The sequence below is a fragment of the Saccharococcus sp. Marseille-Q5394 genome, assembly GCF_946901335.1.
Taxonomy (GTDB): Bacteria; Bacillota; Bacilli; order Bacillales_A; family Planococcaceae; genus Sporosarcina; species Sporosarcina luteola_C.
In genome coordinates this window covers 1,989,033-2,010,081 of record NZ_CAMPPQ010000001.1, presented here as the reverse complement: position 1 = coordinate 2,010,081, position 21,049 = coordinate 1,989,033, and the positions used below count along the sequence as shown (strand labels likewise).

Here is a 21,049-nt window from a genome sequence, read left to right as displayed (position 1 = left end):
ATCCATCAGGGCAGGTTGGAACCTATAAGTGGATGTCAGCGTCAGATACAATTGACATATGTATGAATTTTTACAATCAGGGAGAGTGCCATGGAAAATTGGATAACGGAGTTCATAGGGGAGAACGGCTATTTTGGAGTGTTCTTTCTATTGTTCATAGAAAATATATTCCCTCCGATTCCTTCTGAGATCATTTTGACCTTCAGTGGTTTCGCAACGGGTTTTACAATGATGACGAAAACAGGCGTAATTATCGCCGCTACAATTGGCTCGGTCGTGGGGGCGATGGTTCTATACAGCATCGGCTTGCTTATTGATGTGGAGCGACTTGAGAAATTTGTGGAGCGGCGGGGACGCTGGCTGCGCCTATCGAAGAAAGATTTGAGGAGAGCTGATGCTTGGTTTGATAAATACGGTCCTTGGACAGTATTCTTTTGCCGACTCGTCCCGCTCGTCCGTAGTCTGATTTCGGTGCCTGCAGGGATGTCGCATATGAATTTTCCGCTGTTTCTATTATTGACAACTCTCGGGAGCTTCATTTGGAACACCATTCTTGTTACAATAGGGTTTAAGGTCGGTGAAAACTGGGAATCGATTGTCCATTATATGGACTTCTATTCAAACATTGTATATGTGATATTAGCAATTGGCGGAATTGCGGTTTGTATTGGATACATCCGGTTCCGCAGAAAGAGGGCTTAGTGGATGGATTTATTTGAATTAGTAAAGGCGTTGATCCTCGGTTTTGTGGAAGGGATGACGGAATTTGCACCGGTCTCCTCGACAGGCCATCTCATTATTGTTGACGATATGTGGTTGAAGACGGAAGAGTTCCTTGGAAAATATCCCGCCAACACCTTTAAAATCGTTATCCAACTCGGATCGATTTTAGCGGTTGTCGTCGTGTTCTGGAAAAGGTTGCTCAGCTTGGTTGGCCTGTATAAGATCGATGGAAAGAAAATGACAAGCCGTTTCAATCTGATGCACGTCATCGTCGGCATGCTGCCAGCAGTCGTTCTTGGATTTGCATTTAAAGACTTGATCGATGATTATTTATTCAGAACAGAAACTGTTATTGTCGCACTTGTCGCGGGAGCCATTCTCATGATTGCGGCAGACAAATTCGGTCCAAAAAGACCGAAAGTCCAAACGTTAGACCAGATTACATATCGTCAGGCATTCACTGTGGGGCTTGTTCAATGTTTATCGTTATGGCCAGGATTTTCACGTTCAGGCGCAACGATCTCGGGCGGGGTTTTGTTTGGAATGAACCACAGGACCGCAGCGGACTTCACGTTCATTATGGCGGTGCCAATCATGGCGGGTGCGAGCCTTGTCTCGGTTCTGAAAAACTGGGAAGATATGTCGATGGATTACCTATCGTTTTATATCGTCGGGTTTATAAGCGCATTTGTCTTCGCACTCATTTCGATTCGCTTCTTCCTAAAGCTTGTTTCGAAAATCAAACTTGTACCGTTTGCGATCTATAGAATTTTCCTAGCAATCGTCTTAGCAGCAATCGTATTTTTATAAGAACGTTTACGACTCTTCCACGGGTCGTTTTTTTATTCTCTAAAACAGTCTTCTGCTACACTAAAGATAAAAACGGCGGTGAGGAACTTGAGTGAGCAAGTATTAATTATTGAAGATGAAGAAGCAATCGCGCGCGTTCTTCAATTGGAGCTTGAGTTTGAAGGATATTTGGTTGGCGTCGCGCATACGGGGACGGACGGCCTTATCAAGTTCAGAGAGCAAGAGTGGGATCTAGTGTTGTTGGATCTCATGTTGCCTGGCATGAATGGATTGGACGTGCTGCGGAGGATCCGAGCGGCGGAAGATGGCACGCCCGTTATTTTATTGACAGCGAAAAGCGATGTGGAAGATAAAGTGACGGGACTCGACTTGGGAGCGAATGATTATGTCACGAAGCCTTTTGAAATTGATGAATTACTTGCTCGCATCCGTTCGGCGATTCGTACTTCCCAAAAGAAGGTTGTCGGGAAAGATGAATTCCTTCATGAGTTCGCCGGATTATCAATCCATGAGCAGTCCCGTGAAGTGAAGCGGAACGGTGAATCCATCGATTTAACGCCGAGGGAATATGATTTATTGCTTCATTTGATACGGCATCCGAATCAAGTGCTATCACGGGAACAGCTGCTTGATGCGGTGTGGGGCTTTGACTATTACGGCGATACGAACGTAGTGGACGTCTATATCCGATATGTCCGGAAGAAAATCGAACAACGGAATGAACCTTCCCTTATTCAAACGGTCCGTGGCGTCGGGTATGCATTGAAGGAACCAGTCCATGAAACTTAAGCAGAAGATTCATGTCTTTTCGACCTTGTTAATGTTCATTCTTCTCATGCTGGCGACAATCCTCATCTATTTTCTTTTCGAAAGGATGTCGCATAATACGGAATATGAACAGCTGCTCGGCCGGGCGAAAGAGCTTACCGCGGAGTTGAGCAAATTGGAGACGGAAACGGATGCTGGCATGGTGTTGCGGGCATTCATACCAGCGAATGGCGCAATCTCTATCATTGACAATAACAACAAACCGCTCATCAATGTTCAATCTTTAGCTGGACTCGGGAAGGTCGATGGCCATGTGAATCCGGGCAATTCATTTACAATCGACCAATTCGAGGGTACTGAAGCATTATCCATCTCGATGCCGATTGTATGGCCGACAGGTGAAGTCGTCACAATGAAGATGACGCAATTGCTGGCAGATGTCGAGGAAAATATGCGAGTCCTGAAGTATGTCCTGATTGGTGTCACAACATTTGCGATGATTCCGATCACCCTCTCCAGTATGACGCTCGGCAGAATTGTCACCCAGCCTATAGAGAATCTCATAATTGCGATGAACAGGAGCCGGCAATCGGGTACATATGAAAAGCTGACCGGAGTTGTGAATGGAAATGATGAGCTTGCGCAAATGGAGCGGACGTTCAATGAGATGATGGAGCAATTGGAACAGAACTATATGAAGCAGGAGCAGTTTGTCTCGAACGCTTCCCATGAATTAAAAACGCCTTTGACTGTTATTGAGAGCTACTCCCGGTTGTTGGTAAGGCGAGGGTTTGAAAACCGGGAAGTCGTCGATGAGGCGTTGAATGCGATTATCTCTGAGACGGGCAGGATGAAGGAGATGATTGCTCAGATGCTCGACTTGGCGAAAAGCAGCGGTTCTCAAGCGTTTGAATTCGGACAAGTCGATTTGACTCCTTTGCTGGAGGCGGCGGTCAAGCCGTTGAGGCAAGCATACGGCCGGGAAATCATCATTGAAGCGGATGGTCCGGCAATCGTCGAAACGGATGGAAAGTTTGTGAAGCAGCTATTGTTCATTCTCCTCGACAATGCACGTAAATATAGCGACGGGGAAATTTTCACTTCCATTAATGACCTGCAGGACGAAGTGGAAATCACCGTGAAGGATTATGGTAAAGGGATTCCTCAATCAGACTTGCCGCATATTTTTGACCGTTTTTACAGGGTGGAGTCTGACCGAAGCCGTAAGACGGGCGGCACCGGGTTGGGACTCTCCATTGCTAAGGAGATTGCCGACGGACTTGGTGCAACCTTGACAATTGAAAGTGTCGTCGACATGGGAACTGTCATCCGGGTGTTAATTCCGAAAAACAGAAAAGTTCTCAGGGAGTTTTAATGTTGGGGCAGTAAGATGTAAGAAAGGAGGATTTATTACATGAACATATGGAAAAAACCTTGGTTCATCCCGATTGTCTTGACGATCATCATTGTCGTAGCAGGACAGCTGTACACATCAGGAAAGCTGACGAAGGCTGAAGCTTTGCCGGAACAGGAAATCCGTTCCCAATTGGCGATGATCTATGATGGAGAAGTCAAAGATCTTATGTTGGATGGATCTGTATATAAAGCGAGAGTATCGAGATTAGGAGCAGAATACGCTGTGGAAGTTGACGCAGGATCAGGTAAGGTTCTTTCGCTCATCCAGACGAAAGAGTCGTCTGAAACTGATACGGTGGTAGGGACAGGCGAAGGTGAGCATCCTCCAGTTGTTGAAACATCACCAAATGAATCGAATATAGGGGATAGCGATGTGAAGGAAGAGGTGGATGACAAAGCGGATGCTAAGGCGGATAGTAAGACGGAAGTGCCAAAGCCGAATAACAAGGCACCTGAGCAATCCAAGCCAACTAAGCAGGAGAAACCGCAGAAGACAGTCCTCATCTCTGAACAGCAGGCGATGAAAATCGGCTTAGGTCAATTGCCGGCCGGCACGATTGGCGAAGTCGATGATGTGGATTTTGTTAATTCATCAGAAGGCGGCTATTATTTAGTGCAAATTGAAATTGATACAGAGGATGACATGGATGAAGTCACGTATCAAATCCATGCGATTTCAGGCAAAGTATTGACTGTCACTTGGGATGATTAAGCAATTGATTCTCTCATCAAACTCTAATATTCCTCTCAATGTCCTCTCATCTTCACGAGGTAGTATGAAGGTAGAACATAAAGGAGGAAAACAAACATGAAAAAATGGATGTTGATTCCTGCAGTGGCAGGAGTATTAGCTATCGGCGGTGTTGCGTTAGCGGAGGACTCGGTTCCAAGTGTTGCGAAGCAGGCAGAGAAGCTAATTTCATTGCAAGAAGCGAAGCAGGTTGCTACGGAAAAAGTGAAAGGCGGCATCGTGACGGAAATCGAATTGGATAAAGACGATGGCCGGTATCATTTCGATGTCGACTTGAAAGATGGAAAGTATGAGTACGATCTAGAAGTTGACGCAGTAACGGGCGAAATCATCAAGTTTGAAAAAGAATCGGATAAGAACCACAAGCAAGAGAAATCCGATAAACTGCTGACGAAAGAGGAAGCGATCGCCATCGTGAAAAAGAAGGCAGTCGGCACAGTGAAAGAATTTGAGTTGGATACGGACGACGGTCGTAAAGTATACGACATTGAAATGAAAGACGATCAATTTAAATACGAAATTGAAATTGATGCTGTGACAGGCGAGTTCTTGAAATCCGAAAAAGAACGGTACAGTAACCTGAAAAATGAAGTAAAGGTCCAATCGGAAAAGGTTGCAGCTTCTACTTTGAAAGTAGCTGAACCGGCAAAACAGGCTGTGAAATTGGTTGACAACAAGAAATCAAACCAGAAGACGATGCTTACGAAAGAGCAAGTGATTGCAATCGCTAAGCAACATGCAAGCGGCGTTGTAACTGACTTCGAGCTGGATGACAATGTCTATGAAATTGAGATGGAAGACGGCGACATTGAGTACGAGTTGGATATCGATGCCTTCACAGGCGCCATCCTTTCCTTTGAACGGGATGATGACTGAATAACTGAGTAAATTTGTCGAAAACATTAAACATAAAAACATAAAAACAAGCCGGTAGCTGCCATACTACCGGCTTTTTGGTGCTTGTAGAACCTGTGATCATGTCCATCAATGTAAATTGCGAACAGCAGAACTTGCCTATTTACATTAGGGTAGCTGTTCCGGTTCTTTGTCTGTCACGTCGAGTATATCCAGCAGGAAGACAAACACTGGAATCCCGATGATCAACCCCCAGACGCCGAAGAAGTTCTGCGAAAAGATGAGGACGATGAATGTATAAAATACCGGTAAATCCGTTTTCGAAGACATCAACTTCGGATTTAAAATATACGCTTCAATGGCATGAATGACCATGATTGCGATAAGCAAATAGACGACCGTTAGAATACCGCCAATCGTAAAACCGATAATCGTCAGAGGTACCAGTGAAATGATAACGCCCGCGACAGGAATGAGCCCTAAGAAAAAAATCATGATAGCCAATCCGATAATTTGGGGGAATCCAAGAATCATCAAGACGATGACGGACAAAAACGTATTGACGAGGGCAATGATGAACTGTGCTTCGATCACTTTTCCGAAGGTACGTGAAAATTTCTTTCCGAAAAATTCGATTTCATAATAAAAAGGGGCAATCTTGCTGTTTTTAAACTTACCCGTGAACTCGATCAGCCGAGGTTTTTCAAGAAGGAAAAACAAACTTAAAATGATTGCAAGAAGTACTTGGATACTTGTTTTACTAATATCGGTAAACGATTTAAGTAAAAATGAGAAACCGTTTTCTATATAACTCTTAATTTGTTCGCTGGAAATAACAGACTCAAGAAAACCGAGCAAAGGATTGTCAGGTGACTGTGTGGAGAAATTTGTTATCTGCTTAATTAGCTGGCTGATTTCAAGTGTGATAATCGGCAAATACTTGACGAGGCTGACAGTCAGCAAACCGACAATCACTGTGTAGAGGAGTATGACAATCAATTTATGATTCAACCGAACATATTTGGTTGTAAAACCGACCAGTCGATTCATTAAAAATGAAAAGATAAAGGTTAACAAAATCAAGTTCATCATGCTTCTAACACTAAACAGAATAATGATGATCAAAGCAAAAATAATAAACCGTTTAACTCCTTTTTTCTGAAATAAACCTGCTATCGAATCCATATAAACGAGTACCTCACATATCCAATTAGTATTAAATAATAGTAACATACTGTTAGTGTCCAAGTGGCAAACTTAGAATACAAGCGGGAGCTCTTCGATAAGAAAATACCGCGGCTCCTGCGAATAGGGACTTACCCTACAATCAAATCTCATACGCCTTGCCGACGACCGCCAATTCAGCATCACCTTCAAAAACTTCCTTTGATGCATCCAAAATTTTAGTCAGATCTCCGTGCAAAGGCAGATGCGTCAGCACTAACCGTTTTGCGCCAGCCAATTTCGCAAGTTTCCCCGCCTCGCTGCCCGCCATATGCCCGGGTGCTTTGCCGAGATGCTCCTCGTACAAATTCGCTTCGCTAATTAAGAGATCCGTCCCGCGGGCAAATTCCACAAGCTTGTCATTCCATTCCGTATCCGCAGTCAACGTGACAGAACGGCCGTCCACCGTGAATTTAATTGCCAAACAATAGACAGGGTGAACCGTTTCGCAGAAAGTCACTTCAAAAGGTCCGATATGGACAATATCCGTTTCCTGAATAGCTACGCCGATCGTCTGCTCTTTATACGACAGCTTTACAAAATTCTCCTCGTCCCGATCATGGCCGTAAATCGGCAATGCCGGCGACGGTTCTCCTAGATAATAATTGATGAGTCGGCTATATTGCAGGCTGCCGATGTCTGCGATGTGATCTGCATGATAATGGCTGATCACAACGGCATCCAACTTTTCGAGTGGCACATAGTTTTGCAGGGAAGAGAGCACACCGCTTCCGCAGTCGAGAAGGCAATGAAACCCGTCATGCTCAATTAAAAATGACGACGTGGCTCCATTCGCTTTCGGATAGCCACCCCAAATCCCGATCGGAATTACTTTCATATGTACCTTACCTCCATCTAATTATATATGTTTGCTATTATACCACACGGGGTATATTATAAATGTATTATCTAATTACTAAAGGAGAGAAAAAAATGACAGCTACAGCTACAGTGTACACTACGAACACATGCCCATACTGCACAATGATGAAAAATTATTTGGATGAACAAAATATCCCATACCGTGAAGTGAACGTGCAAGAGGACGAAGCAGCAGGTCGGAAGCTCGTGGAAACGACAGGACAAATGGGAGTTCCGCAAACCGAATTGAACGGAAAGTGGATTTTAGGCTTTGACACGGCGGCTGTGCAGGCAGCATTGAAAGGATAAGCTTCTTGTGAACATGGAACTATTGAACTAAATCTGCCCTCATTGACTGAAAAAAAGTCAATGAGGGTTTTTTTTGAATGATTGAGGTATAAAAGTCTTACTAAATTAATTAAATGAAAATTCGACGAGTAGATTCCCAATAGTCTTAGTTCAAGATATTTAGGCGGACAATTGAAAAAAAGAATACAAAGACCCACCTAAAGATGCTCTGTTCCTTATTAGTATGAGATTACTCACGCTTTTTTACTTGGGATTTTAAGTTAAGTCATCAATAGTTGTGCATACATGGATAGTGGTGTCTTTGTGCCTAATGCTTATTATCCTGCTTTATATACCAAGTGCTCATCCCTTTTTTGACAACGGAAATATGGGATGGTAAACATATACATATAGTGTAAAAAATCTATTAATCTTGCAGGATGAAGTTGGAGGTAACTCACCATGAAAAAGTTATTAGTAACTGCAATGGCTTCTTTATTTTTACTGATTGCAGGATGCAATAGTGACGACAAGTCATTAAAGGATATCGAAGGATCTGCGGATGAGATAAATTCACCGGAGAGTGAGGATATTGGAGCCGAGGAGACGAAAAGTGCACCGGATTTCCCTCCGGCACCTACTGAGGCAAAAGATATCATCGCTTCAGGGGCTGGAGAAAAGATGAAGGAACTCCAAGGGGCTGCAGAGGGGAAATTAACGACAGAAGACTTTGCGGAGATGGATGACTTCCCGGCTGAGAATATGACAGTTGATGAAATATTTAACGGCATCGTTGAATGGTATGCAATGGATTATTCAGTTGTCCATGATCCGCTCTTTAACTTTGAACCGGATTATGGAGAATATGGAATCGATAAGAAGGAAACAAAGCAATTGAATATATCAGTTTTGATCGACGCGAGCGGAAGCATGAAAGCCTATGTTGGCGGAGAGCAAATGATGGCACTGGCAAAGGATGCGGTCAAACGTTTCGGTGCGGGCCTTCCGGAAGAATCCATCGTCTCTCTTCGTGTGTATGGGCATGAGGGAACGGGTTCTACCGCAGACAAAGAAATGTCATGTGCAAGCAATGAGCTTTTTTACAGCCCGGATTTTTACGAGGAGAGTTCATTTAATGAAGCTTTGACCCAATTCGATGCTGCTGGATGGACGCCGCTTGCTGCTGCCATTAAAGCCGGCGGTGAAGATTTACGGGTAAAGGCGTCTTCCGATACACAGAACATGATTTTTGTAGTCAGTGACGGTGTGGAGACGTGCGGCGGAAATCCAGTGGAGGAAGCTAAAAAAGTAGCGAATTCCGACCTGAATGCCGAAGTGAACGTATTAGGCTTCAATTTGGATAGCGAAGGTCAAAAGCAATTGAAGAAAGTTGCAGAAGAGGGCAACGGAAAATATGCCAACGTAAAATCGAGAGTCGACTTTCAAAAAACATTCCAATCGATGCTAGCCGAAGCGAATGCGGTCGTTCGCGAATTGAACCAAAAGGCAGTGCATGGAATCAATATTAACAATCATACAACTCGCCTTTATGAGCAAATTAATAAACTTCATTCTAGCTTAGGTGAGTTTGCATCTGAGGAAGGCAGCATTTTGAGTATGGCTGTAAAAAGACTACGTGACGAGGATAGAATCGACAACGAGACGCAGTTCGCCTTATCGGATTTGATCGATGAACGCCGTGACACGATAAGAACGTATGGGGAATCTCTCAGAAGAGAGAAACTTGACCTCGTTGAAAATACGAGACAGGAAATATTTAAAGCCCTGAATGAGGAGTGATGGACGTTGCATGTTCTAATTGATCAAACATTAGGAATCCCCGTCCCTACGGGCATTTCTGCAAGTACAAGGAAAATCAAAATGAAAAAGGGGCGGGAGTTAAAGGAATTCCTGTCCAAGAAAGAAAATAGCCTGATCAAATCAAACTTACCTTTTATTAAGCGGAACCTCGAAGTCGAGGTGGAAGAAATAGGAGCTTACCTTAAACAACACGAAAGTGTACTATACATCTTTGACGGCAATTCAACGGACGGACAATTCCTGAAGCGTGTGCGAAATTGGTATCTGCCCGAATATGTTCTTCAATTGGTGGACGGAGCGGAACATCGGGCATATGCCTACTATTTGATGAAACTGCTAAATGAGGGGTATTCATTGTCTTCCTCCCTGCCTCCGCCGAATGGCTATGTCATCAGTGGTAAAGGCAAGGTCGGACAATCTTCCTATTATAAGGTTGGAAGAAAATCTAAGGAGAAGAACTTTTACTTTCTTAACCCGACTACAAAGAAATTGCATAAAGCGCCTTCTCCGGAAGTGCTGATAAATAACTTGGTGAACCATCATCCTGATACGGAGTTTGTTGCTGTCGGAAACGTGGACATTAAAGACAATACAAATATCAGTTACCAGCACCTGCAAAAATGGGCTTTACCGAATTCTGTAAGCTATCTTTCCATCTTTCCACTCCCGGAAAGATCAGATGATAAATAGATTGATAATTGGAGTGGGCGATTGATGATTGATTCAAAAAGAAAAGCCATCATATTTTTAACGATTTCATTCATATTGGCGATTGTGACGGCGGGTGTCGTGCTTGTGCAAATCAGCCAGGCGCAGGACCGGTTAGGGGAAATGATCGAAGTGGCGGCGGTTAAAGAAGACGTAACATCCTATACAGAATTAAATGAGAGTCTTATTGAGTGGGTGAAGTTTCCAAGAGCCAATGTGTATAGTTCATTAATTACCGATCCAGAAGAATTGGAAGATGTCATTACTGTCGTCAATTTGGAATCTGGAGATATATTGACGAGTAATCTTGTCCGTAAAAAGTTAGACATCCCTGCAAATGAGCGGGTCGTCTGGTTGGATGCAACCGAAATTGTCCTGATTGACCAGAAAGTAACGGAGGGAGACCTCGTAGATGTAATTGTCTCAAGGGAAATTGAGAAAAACGTGGAAACGAAGCGATTACTCTCGAATGTAAAGGTTGTCCAAATTGAGAAAGGTAAAATAGAAGATACCGAAAGGGTCAAGATTTCCTTGCCGATTACAGAGGCAGAGCAATTGATCCATTATCAAAACTTTGCAAAGCAGATCCGGGTTCTCCGTGTCAATCAAGTCGGGGATGATGTGGAAGTCGACGAGAAATCGACCCCGATCGTAGAGGAAAAGCCTGTTGAAAAGGATGCAGGGAAAAAGGAAACTGTCACAGATGTCGAGGTTGAAAAAAGCAAGGGTGAAAAGAAAGAGTCCGAAAAGGGCAAGGACGAATGATCATTGGTGAAAGAAGGTTAGAAGCGGATGTTCCAAGTGAATTCACTTTTACTGACAGGCGATGAGGAATGGCAAGCGTGGTTTTCGGAACATGCGAAAATAAATGAGCTGAATATGACAATTACGCAGGACATTCGGAAACTGACAGGGCAGCAAAACTACAATTTGTATTTCATTGACGTAGATGAAATACCTCTTGAACAAGTCGGGCCTAAAATTACATCAAAAAGTGTAGTGGTCGGTTTAACAAGGACGGAAGACTTCAGTAGATCGAGGGAATGGCTAGTGAACGGGGCAAAAGATATCATCGTGTTCCCGGCTGAGGAGATGCGAGTTGAAAGTCTTATCCAAGACGTCGTCCGTCAGTATAAAATTCAAAGGGAAACGGACATGGGGTTCGGCACAGGTGAAGTGCATGCTTTTTACAGCGCAAAAGGTGGAAGCGGTTGTACGGTATTGGCAGCAATGATGAGCCAATCCTTGAGTGTCCATCAGTCGAAAAAAGTGTTGCTCATTGACTTGAACGCACAATATGGGGTGACGGATACCCTCTTTTCCATTCAACCGCAGCGAACTTATTACGATTTGCTTCCTGTCGTGAATGAAATGGAATTACGTCATTTGCAAAACATTGCAAATGAACATCCCGAAACAGGTGTCTTTATTATTTCCAGTCCATCCGACCCGGAAAAGACCGAAGAAATTACAGATGAGCTGATCTCAAAACTAATTCGAGTAGGTCGTAAGCATTTCGATCATGTCATCATCGATCTTCCTTCGGCAATGAACTCCATAACATTCACTGCGTTGAATACAGCAACGAACCTGCATTATATATTGACGCCGGACAGCCTTGGATTACGCTCCTATAAATACGCAGATGAATTGTTCAAACGTTTTTCCATCGGCAACGGCATTTCCAAAACATTATTGTTGAATAAAGTTCACCCGAAAAATGAAATGACATCGTCGGATATTGAGAAGATAATCGGGGAGAAAGTTGACGCAACATTTACGGATGACTACTACGGAATGCAGCCCAATATCAATATGGGCACGGGTTTTTTCAGAAGCAGGAAGCATAGGGGAGATTCCAAGGCAGCCCGGGACATGAAGAAATATATAGATTCCTTTGTCATGAAATCGAAGGAGTGATAAACATGTCATGGATCGAAAAGGCAACAGTAAAAAAGCAGGACCATACATGGTCCGTATCCCAATCGCAGGTTGATATATGGGTCCGCCATTATAAAGGCCGTTTAATAAAAGAGGCTAACCTGGAGAGTATCATTGTCCTACAGCCGACAGAGCGTAAACAAACGATTGAAAGACTTGTATTGCAGATGATTAATGAGGAAAAAGTAATTATCCCAAGTGAGCAGATAGAAGAAATCATCCAGCAGTTGATCAATGAATCCGTCGGATATGGACCTCTCGAGGAACTGCTGAAAGATGATGCCATTACGGAAATTATGGTGAATAGCCCGTCTGAGGTGTTCATCGAGAAAAATGGAAAGTTGGAAAAGTCACCTGTCCGTTTTAATAATGAAGAGCATATCCGGCACATTATCGATCGTATCATTGCGCCATTGGGCAGAAGGATTGACGAAAGCTCTCCGATGGTGGATGCGCGGCTTTTGGACGGCAGCCGTGTAAATGCCATCATTCCTCCGATTAGTCTGGATGGCCCGTCGATCTCAATCCGTAAATTCAAGAAAGACCCTTACACTCTTGATGATTTGATGGCGTTTGACAGCTTCTCTGAAGAGATGGGGTTGTTCCTTAAAGCGGCTGTCATGGCGAAAGCGAATATCCTCGTTTCGGGCGGAACTGGCAGTGGGAAAACGACTCTTCTGAACGTGTTGTCCGACTCTATTCCGCCGGGCGAGAGAATTGTAACAATTGAGGATATGGCGGAGCTTCGTTTTTCATATGAAAACCTTGTCCGATTGGAGGCGCGCCCCCCAAACATGGAGGGTACCGGGGAAGTGAAAATCCGTCACCTGGTACGAAATGCACTTCGGATGCGTCCAGATCGGATCATCGTCGGGGAGGTAAGGGGGTCGGAAGCAATTGACATGCTCCAAGCAATGAACACCGGACATGAAGGTTCTTTGACGACGGTTCACGCAAACACCCCAAAAGATGCTTTAGGGAGGCTGGAGGCCATGGTGATCATGTCGGGCCTGCCGTTGACAGTCGATGTTATCCGAGGGTACTTTGTCGGAGCGTTGGATTTAATCGTCCAAACTTCAAGGTTCACAGATGGAAGGCGAAGAATCGTCAACATTTCAGAACTCGTTGAAGAAGACGGCAACATCAAAGTGAAGGATATATTCGAATTCAATAGGACCGCAACGTTAGCGGATGGAAGAATCGAAGGCAACTTCCGTTCAACGGGTTATATCCCTAATATGTTGGATCGCTTTAAAAGCTTCGGAATCGCTTTTGATGAAAAGGTCTTTAAGGAAGGTATGTACGTATGAGCTGGACACTGCCTTTATTGACTTTGACCATATTTACGTTCTGTATTTCCATCTACTATATAGCAAAAAGCAAAGGGCAGAAAAACGCTAAAAAGAGGGTCGATGACTGGTTCGATGTAGAGCTGGAGAAGGAGAGGAAGAGTGTCATCCTCCTACTTGGCGGACTTTACGACCGCTCTGAGCTCTCTCAAGACCTACACAACAAGTTAAAGCAAGCCAACCTCTCCCTCATGCCGTCGGAGTATATGGGAATCTATGTATTGCTAATAGCTTTACTAACTTTTATCAATAAATTTGTACTTGGTCTTTACTTCACGATGGCCATTCTGATTGCTTACTTGATTGTAATGGGCAGCTCCAAAGCTTTTCTCAGTACGAGGAAGAACAAACGCACCGAGTCGTTTAACAATCAATTACCGGAAATCTGCCGGACGATGTCCAATGGAATAAAAGCCGGACAAACGATTCCGCAGGCGATTGAAATGGTCGCTCATTCAGTCAAAGCGCCTAACGGTCCTGAATTCCAACGATTCAACCAGCGACTGAAGTTAGGCGACAGTCTTGAAAAAGTATTGAATGAATTTCGTGAACGTGTGCCGAGCAATGATGTATCCATATTTGTCAGTACGATACTCATCCAGCAAAAAGTCGGCGGCAATCTGTCCCAAGTTTTATCAAACATGGCCGAAACGCTTGAGGAGCGGAGCCGCGTCCATAAGGAAATCTCAACAGTCACCGCGGAAAGCCGCTCGATTGCATATATCCTCGTCGTCATGCCATTTCTGATGGCCCTTATGATGAACTTGTTCATAAAAGGATTTCTGAATGTCCTATTTACGCCGTTTGGGCTCATCTTGTTCGTGATTTTTACGGCAATTGTCCTATGCGGTTTCGTCTTGATTAGAAGAATTACGGATATAAGGGTGTAGTGTATGCAAATTATCGGTTTTTTCGCCATGTTGATGTTTAGTCTCATTTTGATCTTTCTGTTTATCAGCTTTATTTATTTTTACTTGTATATCGCAAAAAAGGAAAACTTACTGAATGCCCAAGGATATATGAGAAGCAAAAAGAAGAAATCTTCGCTTCGGAATCGGATTTTAAATCCGTTAGTGGGGTGGGGAAAAAAAGCGGGACCGGTCGGTATGAAATATCCGCTCTTCCTGAACGCGGAGAAGCATGAGAAATGGCTCAAGGAAGCGGGCAGACCATTAGGAATGACATTGGAGTCCTTTTTCGGTTTCCGGTTCGTCCTTATTCTGATCGGTTTGGGTTTTGGTAGCATCTATACATTCCTTGGCATGCCATTCGCTCTTCCCGTCCTTCTTATTTCCATATTATCGGGTGTAATGGGACCGTCGGCATGGCTTTATTTATCGGCGAAAAGACGGCAAGAGGCAATAAGCATGATGATGCCGGATTTCCTTGATACGGTCAGCGTCACGCTGCAGGCAGGTGTAAGCCTTGATGGTGCGCTCATCCATGTCACGAATCAATTCGATGGACCGCTCAGTGAAGAAATCGATCGGTTCAACAAGGAAATCGAACTGGGCGTACAAAGGAAAACGGCTTATTTGAACTTGATTGACCGCAATTCCTCGAAAGAATTGCAAACATTGGTGAATGCCCTTATACAAGGCTCTTCTCTTGGAGTCGCAGTGGCGAGGACGTTCAAGCTTCAGGCGGAAGATTTACGTTTGACCCGCGGTTTCAAAGCGAAAGAAAAAGCGGCCAAAGCGAATCCTCAAGTGACGCTTGTTACAACATTCTTTATTGCACCGGCTGTCTTTGGCTTCATTATGGGGTTGATAGTCTTAAATATCATTTACAATCCTAAAGCTTTTGGATTGGATGCGTTTTTTAAATAAACTATAAAATTTATGGAGGTAAGGAAAATGATGAAGAAGATCTGGTGGAATTTTAATGCGAAGTATTTGACGTATGTGAAAAATGAAAGAGGAGCACAAGCATTGGAATGGGTGGCACTTGGTCTCGTCGTTATTGCGATCATGTCTGCCATTGCAATGGGAATCCAAGGATCCAGCATCGGTTCGACAATCGTTTCGAAATTGGAAGAGATGATTGAAGGAATCGGTGGTTAAGTGAGCTTGGGGTGATGAAAGTGCTAACTAGATGGTATTCCTATGTTAACAATGAAAGGGGATCACAGGCCCTGCAATTTTTAGGGCTGTTCCCCTTGATATTACTCTCCATGCTGATCATTTGGCAGGTCGGTTTGATTTCCTATTCGGTCGTCGTTGCAGAAGCGGCGGCACGTGACGGTGCAAGGGCCGCTTCCGCTCATGATGCTAATTGGGAGGAAATTGCAAGGAACTCAGCATACGGTCTCGAAGTGGTAGTGACGGGCGGACCTGGGGAAGATGTAGCTACTGTCAAAGTGAAGGCGAAAGCTCCCATCATCAGTTTGCCTTGGATAAAAAACATGGAATTTGATTTTACTGCGGACGCCGTCATGCCAATGGAGAAAAAGAGGGAATGACGATGAAAGAAATGAAGCGGTACTTGAAGAATGAACGTGGAGATGGACTAATGATCGTCATCATCGGCATGCTTTTTGTTTCCATCTTCATTTGTTTTCTCTTCTTTGACTTCTCAAATGTATTCATCAGTAAAAGAGTGAGCCAAACAGGTGCTGATGCCGCCGCACTTGCCGGGGCCAGAAGCTCATCGGATTATATGAGCGAAGTGCTGAAAGAGAAAGTGGAGGACGAGCTGGAGAGTTTGGCGGATGCATGGGAAGCCATTAAGGAAGCGCTTGGAAGTTCCAGCAGCGATGGTGAGGAAGGCGAAACACGGACGATCGAGGAAATTTTTGATGAGTTTATTAGAGGGATTGAAAGTAGCAAAGGTAAATCGATGCCTGGTGATATAAGAAGCTTTATTTGGAACGGATCTGGGGAAGTGAAAGGGACGCCGGCGCTCATCTTTTTATTCAAGGATCCCCAAATAAGTGAAATGGCCTGCAAGGCGGTCCGTGATCATCTACATACATCACGCCAAGAGGCGGTTTCATTTACGGAGAAGAACCAAAATGATCGCCTTGTCGACTATCAATTTTTGGAAGAAGAATTCAAAATCTATGCAAAAACGGAACGGGATGGCAAGTATATAACTGTACCCGATTCGTCGCTCAGTGGAATTAGCGCATCGGCCGCCGTGCAAATCGGCTCGCCTAAGGGTGTTAAAATCAGCTGCTCTTAATTGGCAAGCTACTCATTTTATTTGAAGAAAAAAGGGAATGAATTCGAGTCACGGTAGTTCCGAAAGGGCGTGAAAGTTTTGAGGGGCAAGCTGAAAATAGGGGTCATCTTTACAGTCTTTTTGACTTTCTTTCTATTTGACTATTCAAAGCTAGCCATTGCCAATGTCTCTGATATTGAGTATGACTCTCCTTCGTTTATAGATACGGAATATGACGGGGAAGGCAACAATGACTCTGAAGATACAGGGGACTCGCGTAATTGGTTTGAAAAACTGTTAGATGATTTAAAAGGATGGGGCGGCGACGCCAAAGATTATGCTATTGATCAATGGGGAAAATTCGAGGAATGGTCTTCTGATAGATGGGGCGAATTCACAGAATGGGCTCCGGGTGCATGGGATACTGCGATGGATTGGCTCGGGGATCGCCTGACGGATATAGGAGACTTCTTCGTATGGGTGTGGGAACATGAATGGGTGCAAGTTGTTGTCGGGGCAGTCATTTCAACTGGTGTCATCATCGGTGGGCTCCTATTATTCGGTACGCCAGTCGGCTGGGGGATTCTTGCCGTTGTTGGTGTAGGTTCTCTCATCGGCGGAGGGATTTACTGGCTGATGTCAGGTGATGACTTCAGCTTCTGGGGTTCCTTAGGATCTTCCTTCTTAGGTGGGTTGGCAGGATTAGGAATCTACGCAGGCGTGACATCTGGTCTGTTTGTGACTGCATGGAGACTTACAAGTACATTTGCCACGAAGGCGTTTGTTGCTTCTAGGGCCTTTATTTCAACACAGTACAGTGCCGCGGTTGCATGGACAGGACGCGCACTAACTAAAGCAGGTACTTTTATATCGACAAGATTCACGGCCATGGTTGGAGCGATAAAGAGTGCATTCACTGCTGCAGTTACATGGGTAGGAAAAGCACTGAGTAGTGCAGGAACTTATTTATCAACAAAGTTTGCCAGTATCGCTTGGAAGAGCGTCCTTACGAAAGCGGCGTGGGGTGCTGGAGGCGGAGTTGTATTCAATACATTATCTTACCTCATTGGAACACCTGTTGATGAAATCGTTTGGCGAGAGCTCTTTATAGAAGCGGCAATTGGTGGAATATCAGGAGCAATTTTAAGTCCGTTTCTGGCAGTTCAGCACATCTCGAAGTGGGGAGTCGGGTTCGTTACAGCGTATGCTGGTTTCGAAAACTTCTGGATGGAAGGATGGAAAGACGGCGAGTGGAAGTGGGAGAATATCCTGACCGGAGCTGCGGCAGCGGCCGTTCTTGGTGGAATTATGAAGTTTGTGGATATCGGAAAGTATTATGGAAAATTGAAAGATGCAATAATGGGTGGAAACACGCCACTTGAACTTGTTGATGAAGTGATACTTGATAATATTACAAACCCAATTGAAGATAAAATCAAAGACGTATTTGATGATTTTGTAGATACGGATTCACCTAAAGATACAAACCTATCAGATCCGCAGCCAGAACCGAAGCCGGAACCGCAGCCAGAACCGCAGCAGGAACCGAAACCGGAACCGGAACCGAAGCCGGAACCGCAGCCGCAGCCGGAACCGCAGCCGCAGCCGGAACTGCAGCCAGAACCGCAACCTGATCTAGATACAGAGCCGAACTCTGGCCAGGATTCTTCGAATGTTACCGATAAAGCGAGCGATTCAGAGGTTCAAGATAGAAAGAGTATAAAGGATCAAATAAAATCGAAAAGTGGTAGAATCATTTATAATGAAACAAATCCATCCTTTTTAGATTTATGAGAATGAGAGGTACCTACAATGAACTACTCAACCGCTAAATGGCTGATAGGCATACTATCTATTATCGGTTTTATCACGATTGCAACTTTGTATTTTTTTGATCAAAATGGGGGCGCGCCGCCCCTTTTTGTCAGTATGTTTAAACCGATTGTTTTTATTACTCTGTTCCCAACGCTTTTCTTGATCATTGGTCTGTTGATTGCAAAGGGAAAGAAGGAAGAAAAAATTTCTTCTAGTAGTCTCGGTCGGTCGGTCATCATTGTCGCAGCCCTATTCGCATTTCGATGGATGACAGGATATTTCGATTAATGGAAACGGTATTGATACGAATGAAGTTTTGATTGAAGCAATGCACAGATTATCTGGCGCATTGCTTTTCCTTTTAAAAGGTAAAGTGACAGTGTGAAATCATTTACAATGAAAAAATTCATTCCTTTTTTAGATAGGCGAGAATGAGAGGTTTTCTATAATGAACTACTCAACTGCAAAATGGCTGATAGGCATACTAGTTTTCATCGCATTAGCGACGGGTGCATTAATATTTTATTCCGATCACATAGGGGTTACGTATCCCCTTTTAGAAGCCTTATATAAACCGATAATATTAATTACTGCGGTACCGGCGCTTTTATTGGCCATTGGTCATGTGATTGGAAAAGGAAGGAAAGAAGAAAAAATTTCTTCTAAAAGTCTTGGTCGGTCTGCCATCGTTGTCGTAGCCCTTTTCGCATATCGATGGATGACGGGATACTTCGATTAACTGATTATGTAATGATTGAAGCAATGCACCGATTTTCGGACGCATTGCTTTTCTTTTTTTTGAAGGTTAATTGTCAAATGGTGTTAAAAAATCACTTTTAAGAATCAAATCCATCATTTTTAGATTTATGAGAATGAGAGGTACCTACAATGAACTACTCAACTGCAAAATGGCTTATAGGCATACTAGCTGTTATCGGTTTCGTGACGATTACATTTGATCAAAATGGGGACGTACCATCTCCTTTTGTCTTCCTAGTTACACCCATTGTTATTGTTACATTGTTACCAGCGGCTTTGTTGGTTATTGGTCTATTGATCGCGCGGGGAAAGAAGGAAGAAAAGATTTCAACTAAAAGTCTCGGTCGGTCTGCCGTCGTAATAGCTGCCATTTTCACATTCCGATGGATGACGGGATATTTTGATTAACGGAAGCGGTAATGATGAATGTTTTGATTTAAGCAATGCACCGATTATCGGGCATTGCTTTTCCTTTTAAAGGTTAATTGTAGTCAAACGGTGATAAATTCATCCGAGTCGGTGGTAAACCCTGCAGAGTCGATCAAACGTCGGACTGCAGTTGCAAATAATGACCGAGTGGTGATAAAGTCGGCCCAAGCGGTGATAAACATGGGTTGAGCGGTGATAAAGTCAGCATGAACGGTGATAAACCCTTATTGAGCGGTGATAACCTTGAAAAAACCCTTTCACTCACTCCCCACTAGCAGCGCCATATGAAATAGAACCGCATCGCGAAATCGGGTTGGATCTAATGCCGTCAGTTCTTTCACTTTTCGCAATCGATACGTCAATGTATGGCGATGGATAGCGAGTGCAGCAGCTGTTTCGCCGACTACTTGGTCGTGTTCGAAAAATGCTTCCAACGTTTCAATGAGCTGCTCATTCAATCCGGCAAGGATCCGCCTTGCAAAGCGTTCTTTCAATTGGGTTGGGCTGCTAGTCAAGAGGGCGATCAGTTCAATGTCATCATAGTAGTAATGGATTTGCTCATTCGAATGCCCGTACTGGATTGCGTACTTTGCTGTTTCATACGAATGGGAGATGCCTTCCAAGTTTTTGACAGGCAACCCGACGCCGATTTCGACGGAGGAATCCTTTTGAAATAAAGCAAGGATTTTCTGCAGCTTTAACTCAAGCACGGACATGTTCACGTCGGATAGAACGATGAACAACTCATTCAACTGAGAGTGTCCGATTAGAGCTGTGTTTCTCTCGAACTGCTCTTCCATCGTTTCAATTAATCGCTGAGGAGATGCAGGCAAATTATTAGTTTGCACTAATAGCGTCACATAAGGTCCGGTCATGTTGAATTCCAATAAGACAAGCCGGTCGATGACAATCGGTGAAAGAGGGCCGCTGTCGACCAGCTCTTCAAAAACGAGTTCCTTGATTTTCCGTTTCCATTCATCCTCCGACGTAATGAGTGCTTGATGGACCATCATCTCGGTCGTCAATTGTACGAGCGTTGCAATATCTTTTAATTCTTCAGGATTGCCGGTAATGCCGATGACGCCGATCAATCGGTCCTTATAATAGATGGGCATGTTCACGCCAGGCTTTGCACCTTGCCAATCCGATGTATTCCCATCATCAATCCAAAGCGGTCGTCTCGTTTTAGCGACATGCGCTGCGCCTTCATGGATGCGATCAATGCGTTCTTTTTCCCCGGAAGCCAAAATCATTCCATTCGTATCCATTACATTCAAATTCCTGTCCAACCTGAACATCGTCTGTTCGACAATTTCCTCTGCCAGTTTCTTTGTAATCAAGAAATCACCCCCGTGTATAAAAAGAACCT

The 21,049-nt window shown here is 44.0% G+C and carries 24 protein-coding genes; 21 read left to right on the top strand and 3 right to left on the bottom strand.

Going from position 1 to position 21,049, the window contains the following annotated elements:
* The first annotated feature begins 90 nt into the window (after positions 1-90).
* The 6 genes from OC538_RS09660 (at position 91) to OC538_RS09635 (ending at position 5,344) form a co-directional block, all read left to right on the top strand.
* On the top strand, positions 91-702 hold the full coding sequence (locus OC538_RS09660; RefSeq protein WP_262174774.1) for a DedA family protein: 612 nt from the start codon (positions 91-93) through the stop codon (positions 700-702).
* Positions 703-705: 3 nt separating this feature from the next.
* The gene (locus tag OC538_RS09655; protein ID WP_251693153.1) at positions 706-1,533 is read left to right on the top strand and encodes an undecaprenyl-diphosphate phosphatase; all 828 of its coding nucleotides are present in this window, start codon (positions 706-708) and stop codon (positions 1,531-1,533) included.
* Positions 1,534-1,620: 87 nt separating this feature from the next.
* Positions 1,621-2,322, top strand: coding sequence for a response regulator transcription factor (locus tag OC538_RS09650; RefSeq protein ID WP_262174771.1), 702 nt, complete (start codon positions 1,621-1,623; stop codon positions 2,320-2,322).
* Complete coding sequence (locus tag OC538_RS09645) at positions 2,312-3,676, top strand: HAMP domain-containing histidine kinase (RefSeq protein ID WP_262174768.1); 1,365 nt, start codon at positions 2,312-2,314, stop codon at positions 3,674-3,676. Before OC538_RS09650 ends, OC538_RS09645 begins: the two co-directional genes overlap by 11 nt.
* 39 nt (positions 3,677-3,715) lie before the next feature.
* Positions 3,716-4,429, top strand: coding sequence for a PepSY domain-containing protein (locus OC538_RS09640; RefSeq protein ID WP_262174766.1), 714 nt, complete (start codon positions 3,716-3,718; stop codon positions 4,427-4,429).
* A gap of 96 nt (positions 4,430-4,525) precedes the next feature.
* The gene (locus OC538_RS09635; protein WP_262174764.1) at positions 4,526-5,344 is read left to right on the top strand and encodes a PepSY domain-containing protein; all 819 of its coding nucleotides are present in this window, start codon (positions 4,526-4,528) and stop codon (positions 5,342-5,344) included.
* Positions 5,345-5,491: 147 nt separating this feature from the next.
* Here OC538_RS09635 and OC538_RS09630 read toward each other — a convergent pair whose 3' ends face one another.
* Together OC538_RS09630 and OC538_RS09625 are read right to left on the bottom strand one after the other, a co-directional pair.
* Positions 5,492-6,508, bottom strand: coding sequence for an AI-2E family transporter (locus tag OC538_RS09630; RefSeq protein WP_262174761.1), 1,017 nt, complete (start codon positions 6,506-6,508; stop codon positions 5,492-5,494).
* Between the two features lie 142 nt (positions 6,509-6,650).
* The gene (locus tag OC538_RS09625) at positions 6,651-7,385 is read right to left on the bottom strand and encodes an MBL fold metallo-hydrolase (RefSeq protein WP_262174759.1); all 735 of its coding nucleotides are present in this window, start codon (positions 7,383-7,385) and stop codon (positions 6,651-6,653) included.
* 95 nt (positions 7,386-7,480) lie between these two features.
* On the opposite strand from OC538_RS09625, the gene OC538_RS09620 reads away from it, so the two are divergent.
* The 15 genes from OC538_RS09620 (at position 7,481) to OC538_RS09550 (ending at position 19,659) form a co-directional block, all read left to right on the top strand.
* The gene (locus OC538_RS09620) at positions 7,481-7,717 is read left to right on the top strand and encodes a glutaredoxin family protein (RefSeq protein ID WP_251693168.1); all 237 of its coding nucleotides are present in this window, start codon (positions 7,481-7,483) and stop codon (positions 7,715-7,717) included.
* A gap of 441 nt (positions 7,718-8,158) precedes the next feature.
* Complete coding sequence (locus tag OC538_RS09615) at positions 8,159-9,496, top strand: vWA domain-containing protein (protein ID WP_262174757.1); 1,338 nt, start codon at positions 8,159-8,161, stop codon at positions 9,494-9,496.
* Between the two features lie 6 nt (positions 9,497-9,502).
* Complete coding sequence (locus OC538_RS09610; protein ID WP_251693171.1) at positions 9,503-10,207, top strand: hypothetical protein; 705 nt, start codon at positions 9,503-9,505, stop codon at positions 10,205-10,207.
* Between the two features lie 24 nt (positions 10,208-10,231).
* Positions 10,232-10,990 (top strand): hypothetical protein, encoded by a 759-nt coding sequence (locus tag OC538_RS09605; protein ID WP_262174755.1) that lies wholly within the window; start codon positions 10,232-10,234, stop codon positions 10,988-10,990.
* Between the two features lie 27 nt (positions 10,991-11,017).
* Positions 11,018-12,145 carry a CpaE family protein gene (locus OC538_RS09600; protein ID WP_262174753.1) on the top strand — a complete coding sequence of 376 codons (1,128 nt, stop codon included), beginning with the start codon at positions 11,018-11,020 and terminating at the stop codon, positions 12,143-12,145.
* A gap of 5 nt (positions 12,146-12,150) precedes the next feature.
* Complete coding sequence (locus OC538_RS09595) at positions 12,151-13,476, top strand: CpaF family protein (protein WP_262174750.1); 1,326 nt, start codon at positions 12,151-12,153, stop codon at positions 13,474-13,476.
* On the top strand, positions 13,473-14,405 hold the full coding sequence (locus tag OC538_RS09590; RefSeq protein WP_262174747.1) for a type II secretion system F family protein: 933 nt from the start codon (positions 13,473-13,475) through the stop codon (positions 14,403-14,405). The genes OC538_RS09595 and OC538_RS09590 overlap by 4 nt, the downstream gene beginning before the upstream one ends.
* 3 nt (positions 14,406-14,408) lie before the next feature.
* Entirely contained in the window at positions 14,409-15,344 is a 936-nt protein-coding gene (locus OC538_RS09585) for a type II secretion system F family protein (protein WP_262174745.1), read from the top strand.
* A gap of 27 nt (positions 15,345-15,371) precedes the next feature.
* A complete protein-coding gene (locus OC538_RS09580) occupies positions 15,372-15,578 on the top strand; it encodes a hypothetical protein (protein WP_251693183.1) in 207 nt (68 codons plus the stop codon).
* Positions 15,579-15,598: 20 nt separating this feature from the next.
* Positions 15,599-15,976 (top strand): TadE/TadG family type IV pilus assembly protein, encoded by a 378-nt coding sequence (locus tag OC538_RS09575; protein ID WP_262174743.1) that lies wholly within the window; start codon positions 15,599-15,601, stop codon positions 15,974-15,976.
* Between the two features lie 2 nt (positions 15,977-15,978).
* Positions 15,979-16,698, top strand: a complete 720-nt coding sequence (locus tag OC538_RS09570; RefSeq protein ID WP_262174741.1) for a pilus assembly protein TadG-related protein — start codon at positions 15,979-15,981, stop codon at positions 16,696-16,698.
* A 78-nt stretch (positions 16,699-16,776) separates the two neighbouring features.
* Positions 16,777-18,471, top strand: a complete 1,695-nt coding sequence (locus tag OC538_RS09565; RefSeq protein WP_262174739.1) for a hypothetical protein — start codon at positions 16,777-16,779, stop codon at positions 18,469-18,471.
* Positions 18,472-18,489: 18 nt separating this feature from the next.
* A complete protein-coding gene (locus OC538_RS09560; RefSeq protein WP_251693191.1) occupies positions 18,490-18,780 on the top strand; it encodes a hypothetical protein in 291 nt (96 codons plus the stop codon).
* A 160-nt stretch (positions 18,781-18,940) separates the two neighbouring features.
* Positions 18,941-19,231 (top strand): hypothetical protein, encoded by a 291-nt coding sequence (locus OC538_RS09555; RefSeq protein ID WP_251693193.1) that lies wholly within the window; start codon positions 18,941-18,943, stop codon positions 19,229-19,231.
* Positions 19,232-19,380: 149 nt separating this feature from the next.
* Positions 19,381-19,659, top strand: coding sequence for a hypothetical protein (locus OC538_RS09550; RefSeq protein ID WP_262174735.1), 279 nt, complete (start codon positions 19,381-19,383; stop codon positions 19,657-19,659).
* Positions 19,660-19,937: 278 nt separating this feature from the next.
* Here OC538_RS09550 and OC538_RS09545 read toward each other — a convergent pair whose 3' ends face one another.
* Entirely contained in the window at positions 19,938-21,020 is a 1,083-nt protein-coding gene (locus OC538_RS09545; RefSeq protein ID WP_262174733.1) for a CdaR family transcriptional regulator, read from the bottom strand.
* Positions 21,021-21,049: the final 29 nt, after the last annotated feature.

Excerpts from the sequence above, each read along its gene's own strand:
- OC538_RS09660 (WP_262174774.1), top strand. The coding sequence starts at position 91 with ATGGAAAATTGGATAACGGAGTTCATAGGGGAGAACGGCTATTTTGGA.
- OC538_RS09655 (WP_251693153.1), top strand. The coding sequence starts at position 706 with ATGGATTTATTTGAATTAGTAAAGGCGTTGATCCTCGGTTTTGTGGAA.
- OC538_RS09645 (WP_262174768.1), top strand. The coding sequence starts at position 2,312 with ATGAAACTTAAGCAGAAGATTCATGTCTTTTCGACCTTGTTAATGTTC.
- OC538_RS09640 (WP_262174766.1), top strand. The coding sequence starts at position 3,716 with ATGAACATATGGAAAAAACCTTGGTTCATCCCGATTGTCTTGACGATC.
- OC538_RS09635 (WP_262174764.1), top strand. The coding sequence starts at position 4,526 with ATGAAAAAATGGATGTTGATTCCTGCAGTGGCAGGAGTATTAGCTATC.
- OC538_RS09630 (WP_262174761.1), bottom strand. The coding sequence starts at position 6,508 with ATGGATTCGATAGCAGGTTTATTTCAGAAAAAAGGAGTTAAACGGTTT.
- OC538_RS09625 (WP_262174759.1), bottom strand. The coding sequence starts at position 7,385 with ATGAAAGTAATTCCGATCGGGATTTGGGGTGGCTATCCGAAAGCGAAT.
- OC538_RS09620 (WP_251693168.1), top strand. The coding sequence starts at position 7,481 with ATGACAGCTACAGCTACAGTGTACACTACGAACACATGCCCATACTGC.
- OC538_RS09615 (WP_262174757.1), top strand. The coding sequence starts at position 8,159 with ATGAAAAAGTTATTAGTAACTGCAATGGCTTCTTTATTTTTACTGATT.
- OC538_RS09605 (WP_262174755.1), top strand. The coding sequence starts at position 10,232 with ATGATTGATTCAAAAAGAAAAGCCATCATATTTTTAACGATTTCATTC.
- OC538_RS09600 (WP_262174753.1), top strand. The coding sequence starts at position 11,018 with ATGTTCCAAGTGAATTCACTTTTACTGACAGGCGATGAGGAATGGCAA.
- OC538_RS09595 (WP_262174750.1), top strand. The coding sequence starts at position 12,151 with ATGTCATGGATCGAAAAGGCAACAGTAAAAAAGCAGGACCATACATGG.
- OC538_RS09590 (WP_262174747.1), top strand. The coding sequence starts at position 13,473 with ATGAGCTGGACACTGCCTTTATTGACTTTGACCATATTTACGTTCTGT.
- OC538_RS09585 (WP_262174745.1), top strand. The coding sequence starts at position 14,409 with ATGCAAATTATCGGTTTTTTCGCCATGTTGATGTTTAGTCTCATTTTG.
- OC538_RS09580 (WP_251693183.1), top strand. The coding sequence starts at position 15,372 with ATGATGAAGAAGATCTGGTGGAATTTTAATGCGAAGTATTTGACGTAT.
- OC538_RS09570 (WP_262174741.1), top strand. The coding sequence starts at position 15,979 with ATGAAAGAAATGAAGCGGTACTTGAAGAATGAACGTGGAGATGGACTA.
- OC538_RS09560 (WP_251693191.1), top strand. The coding sequence starts at position 18,490 with ATGAACTACTCAACCGCTAAATGGCTGATAGGCATACTATCTATTATC.
- OC538_RS09555 (WP_251693193.1), top strand. The coding sequence starts at position 18,941 with ATGAACTACTCAACTGCAAAATGGCTGATAGGCATACTAGTTTTCATC.
- OC538_RS09550 (WP_262174735.1), top strand. The coding sequence starts at position 19,381 with ATGAACTACTCAACTGCAAAATGGCTTATAGGCATACTAGCTGTTATC.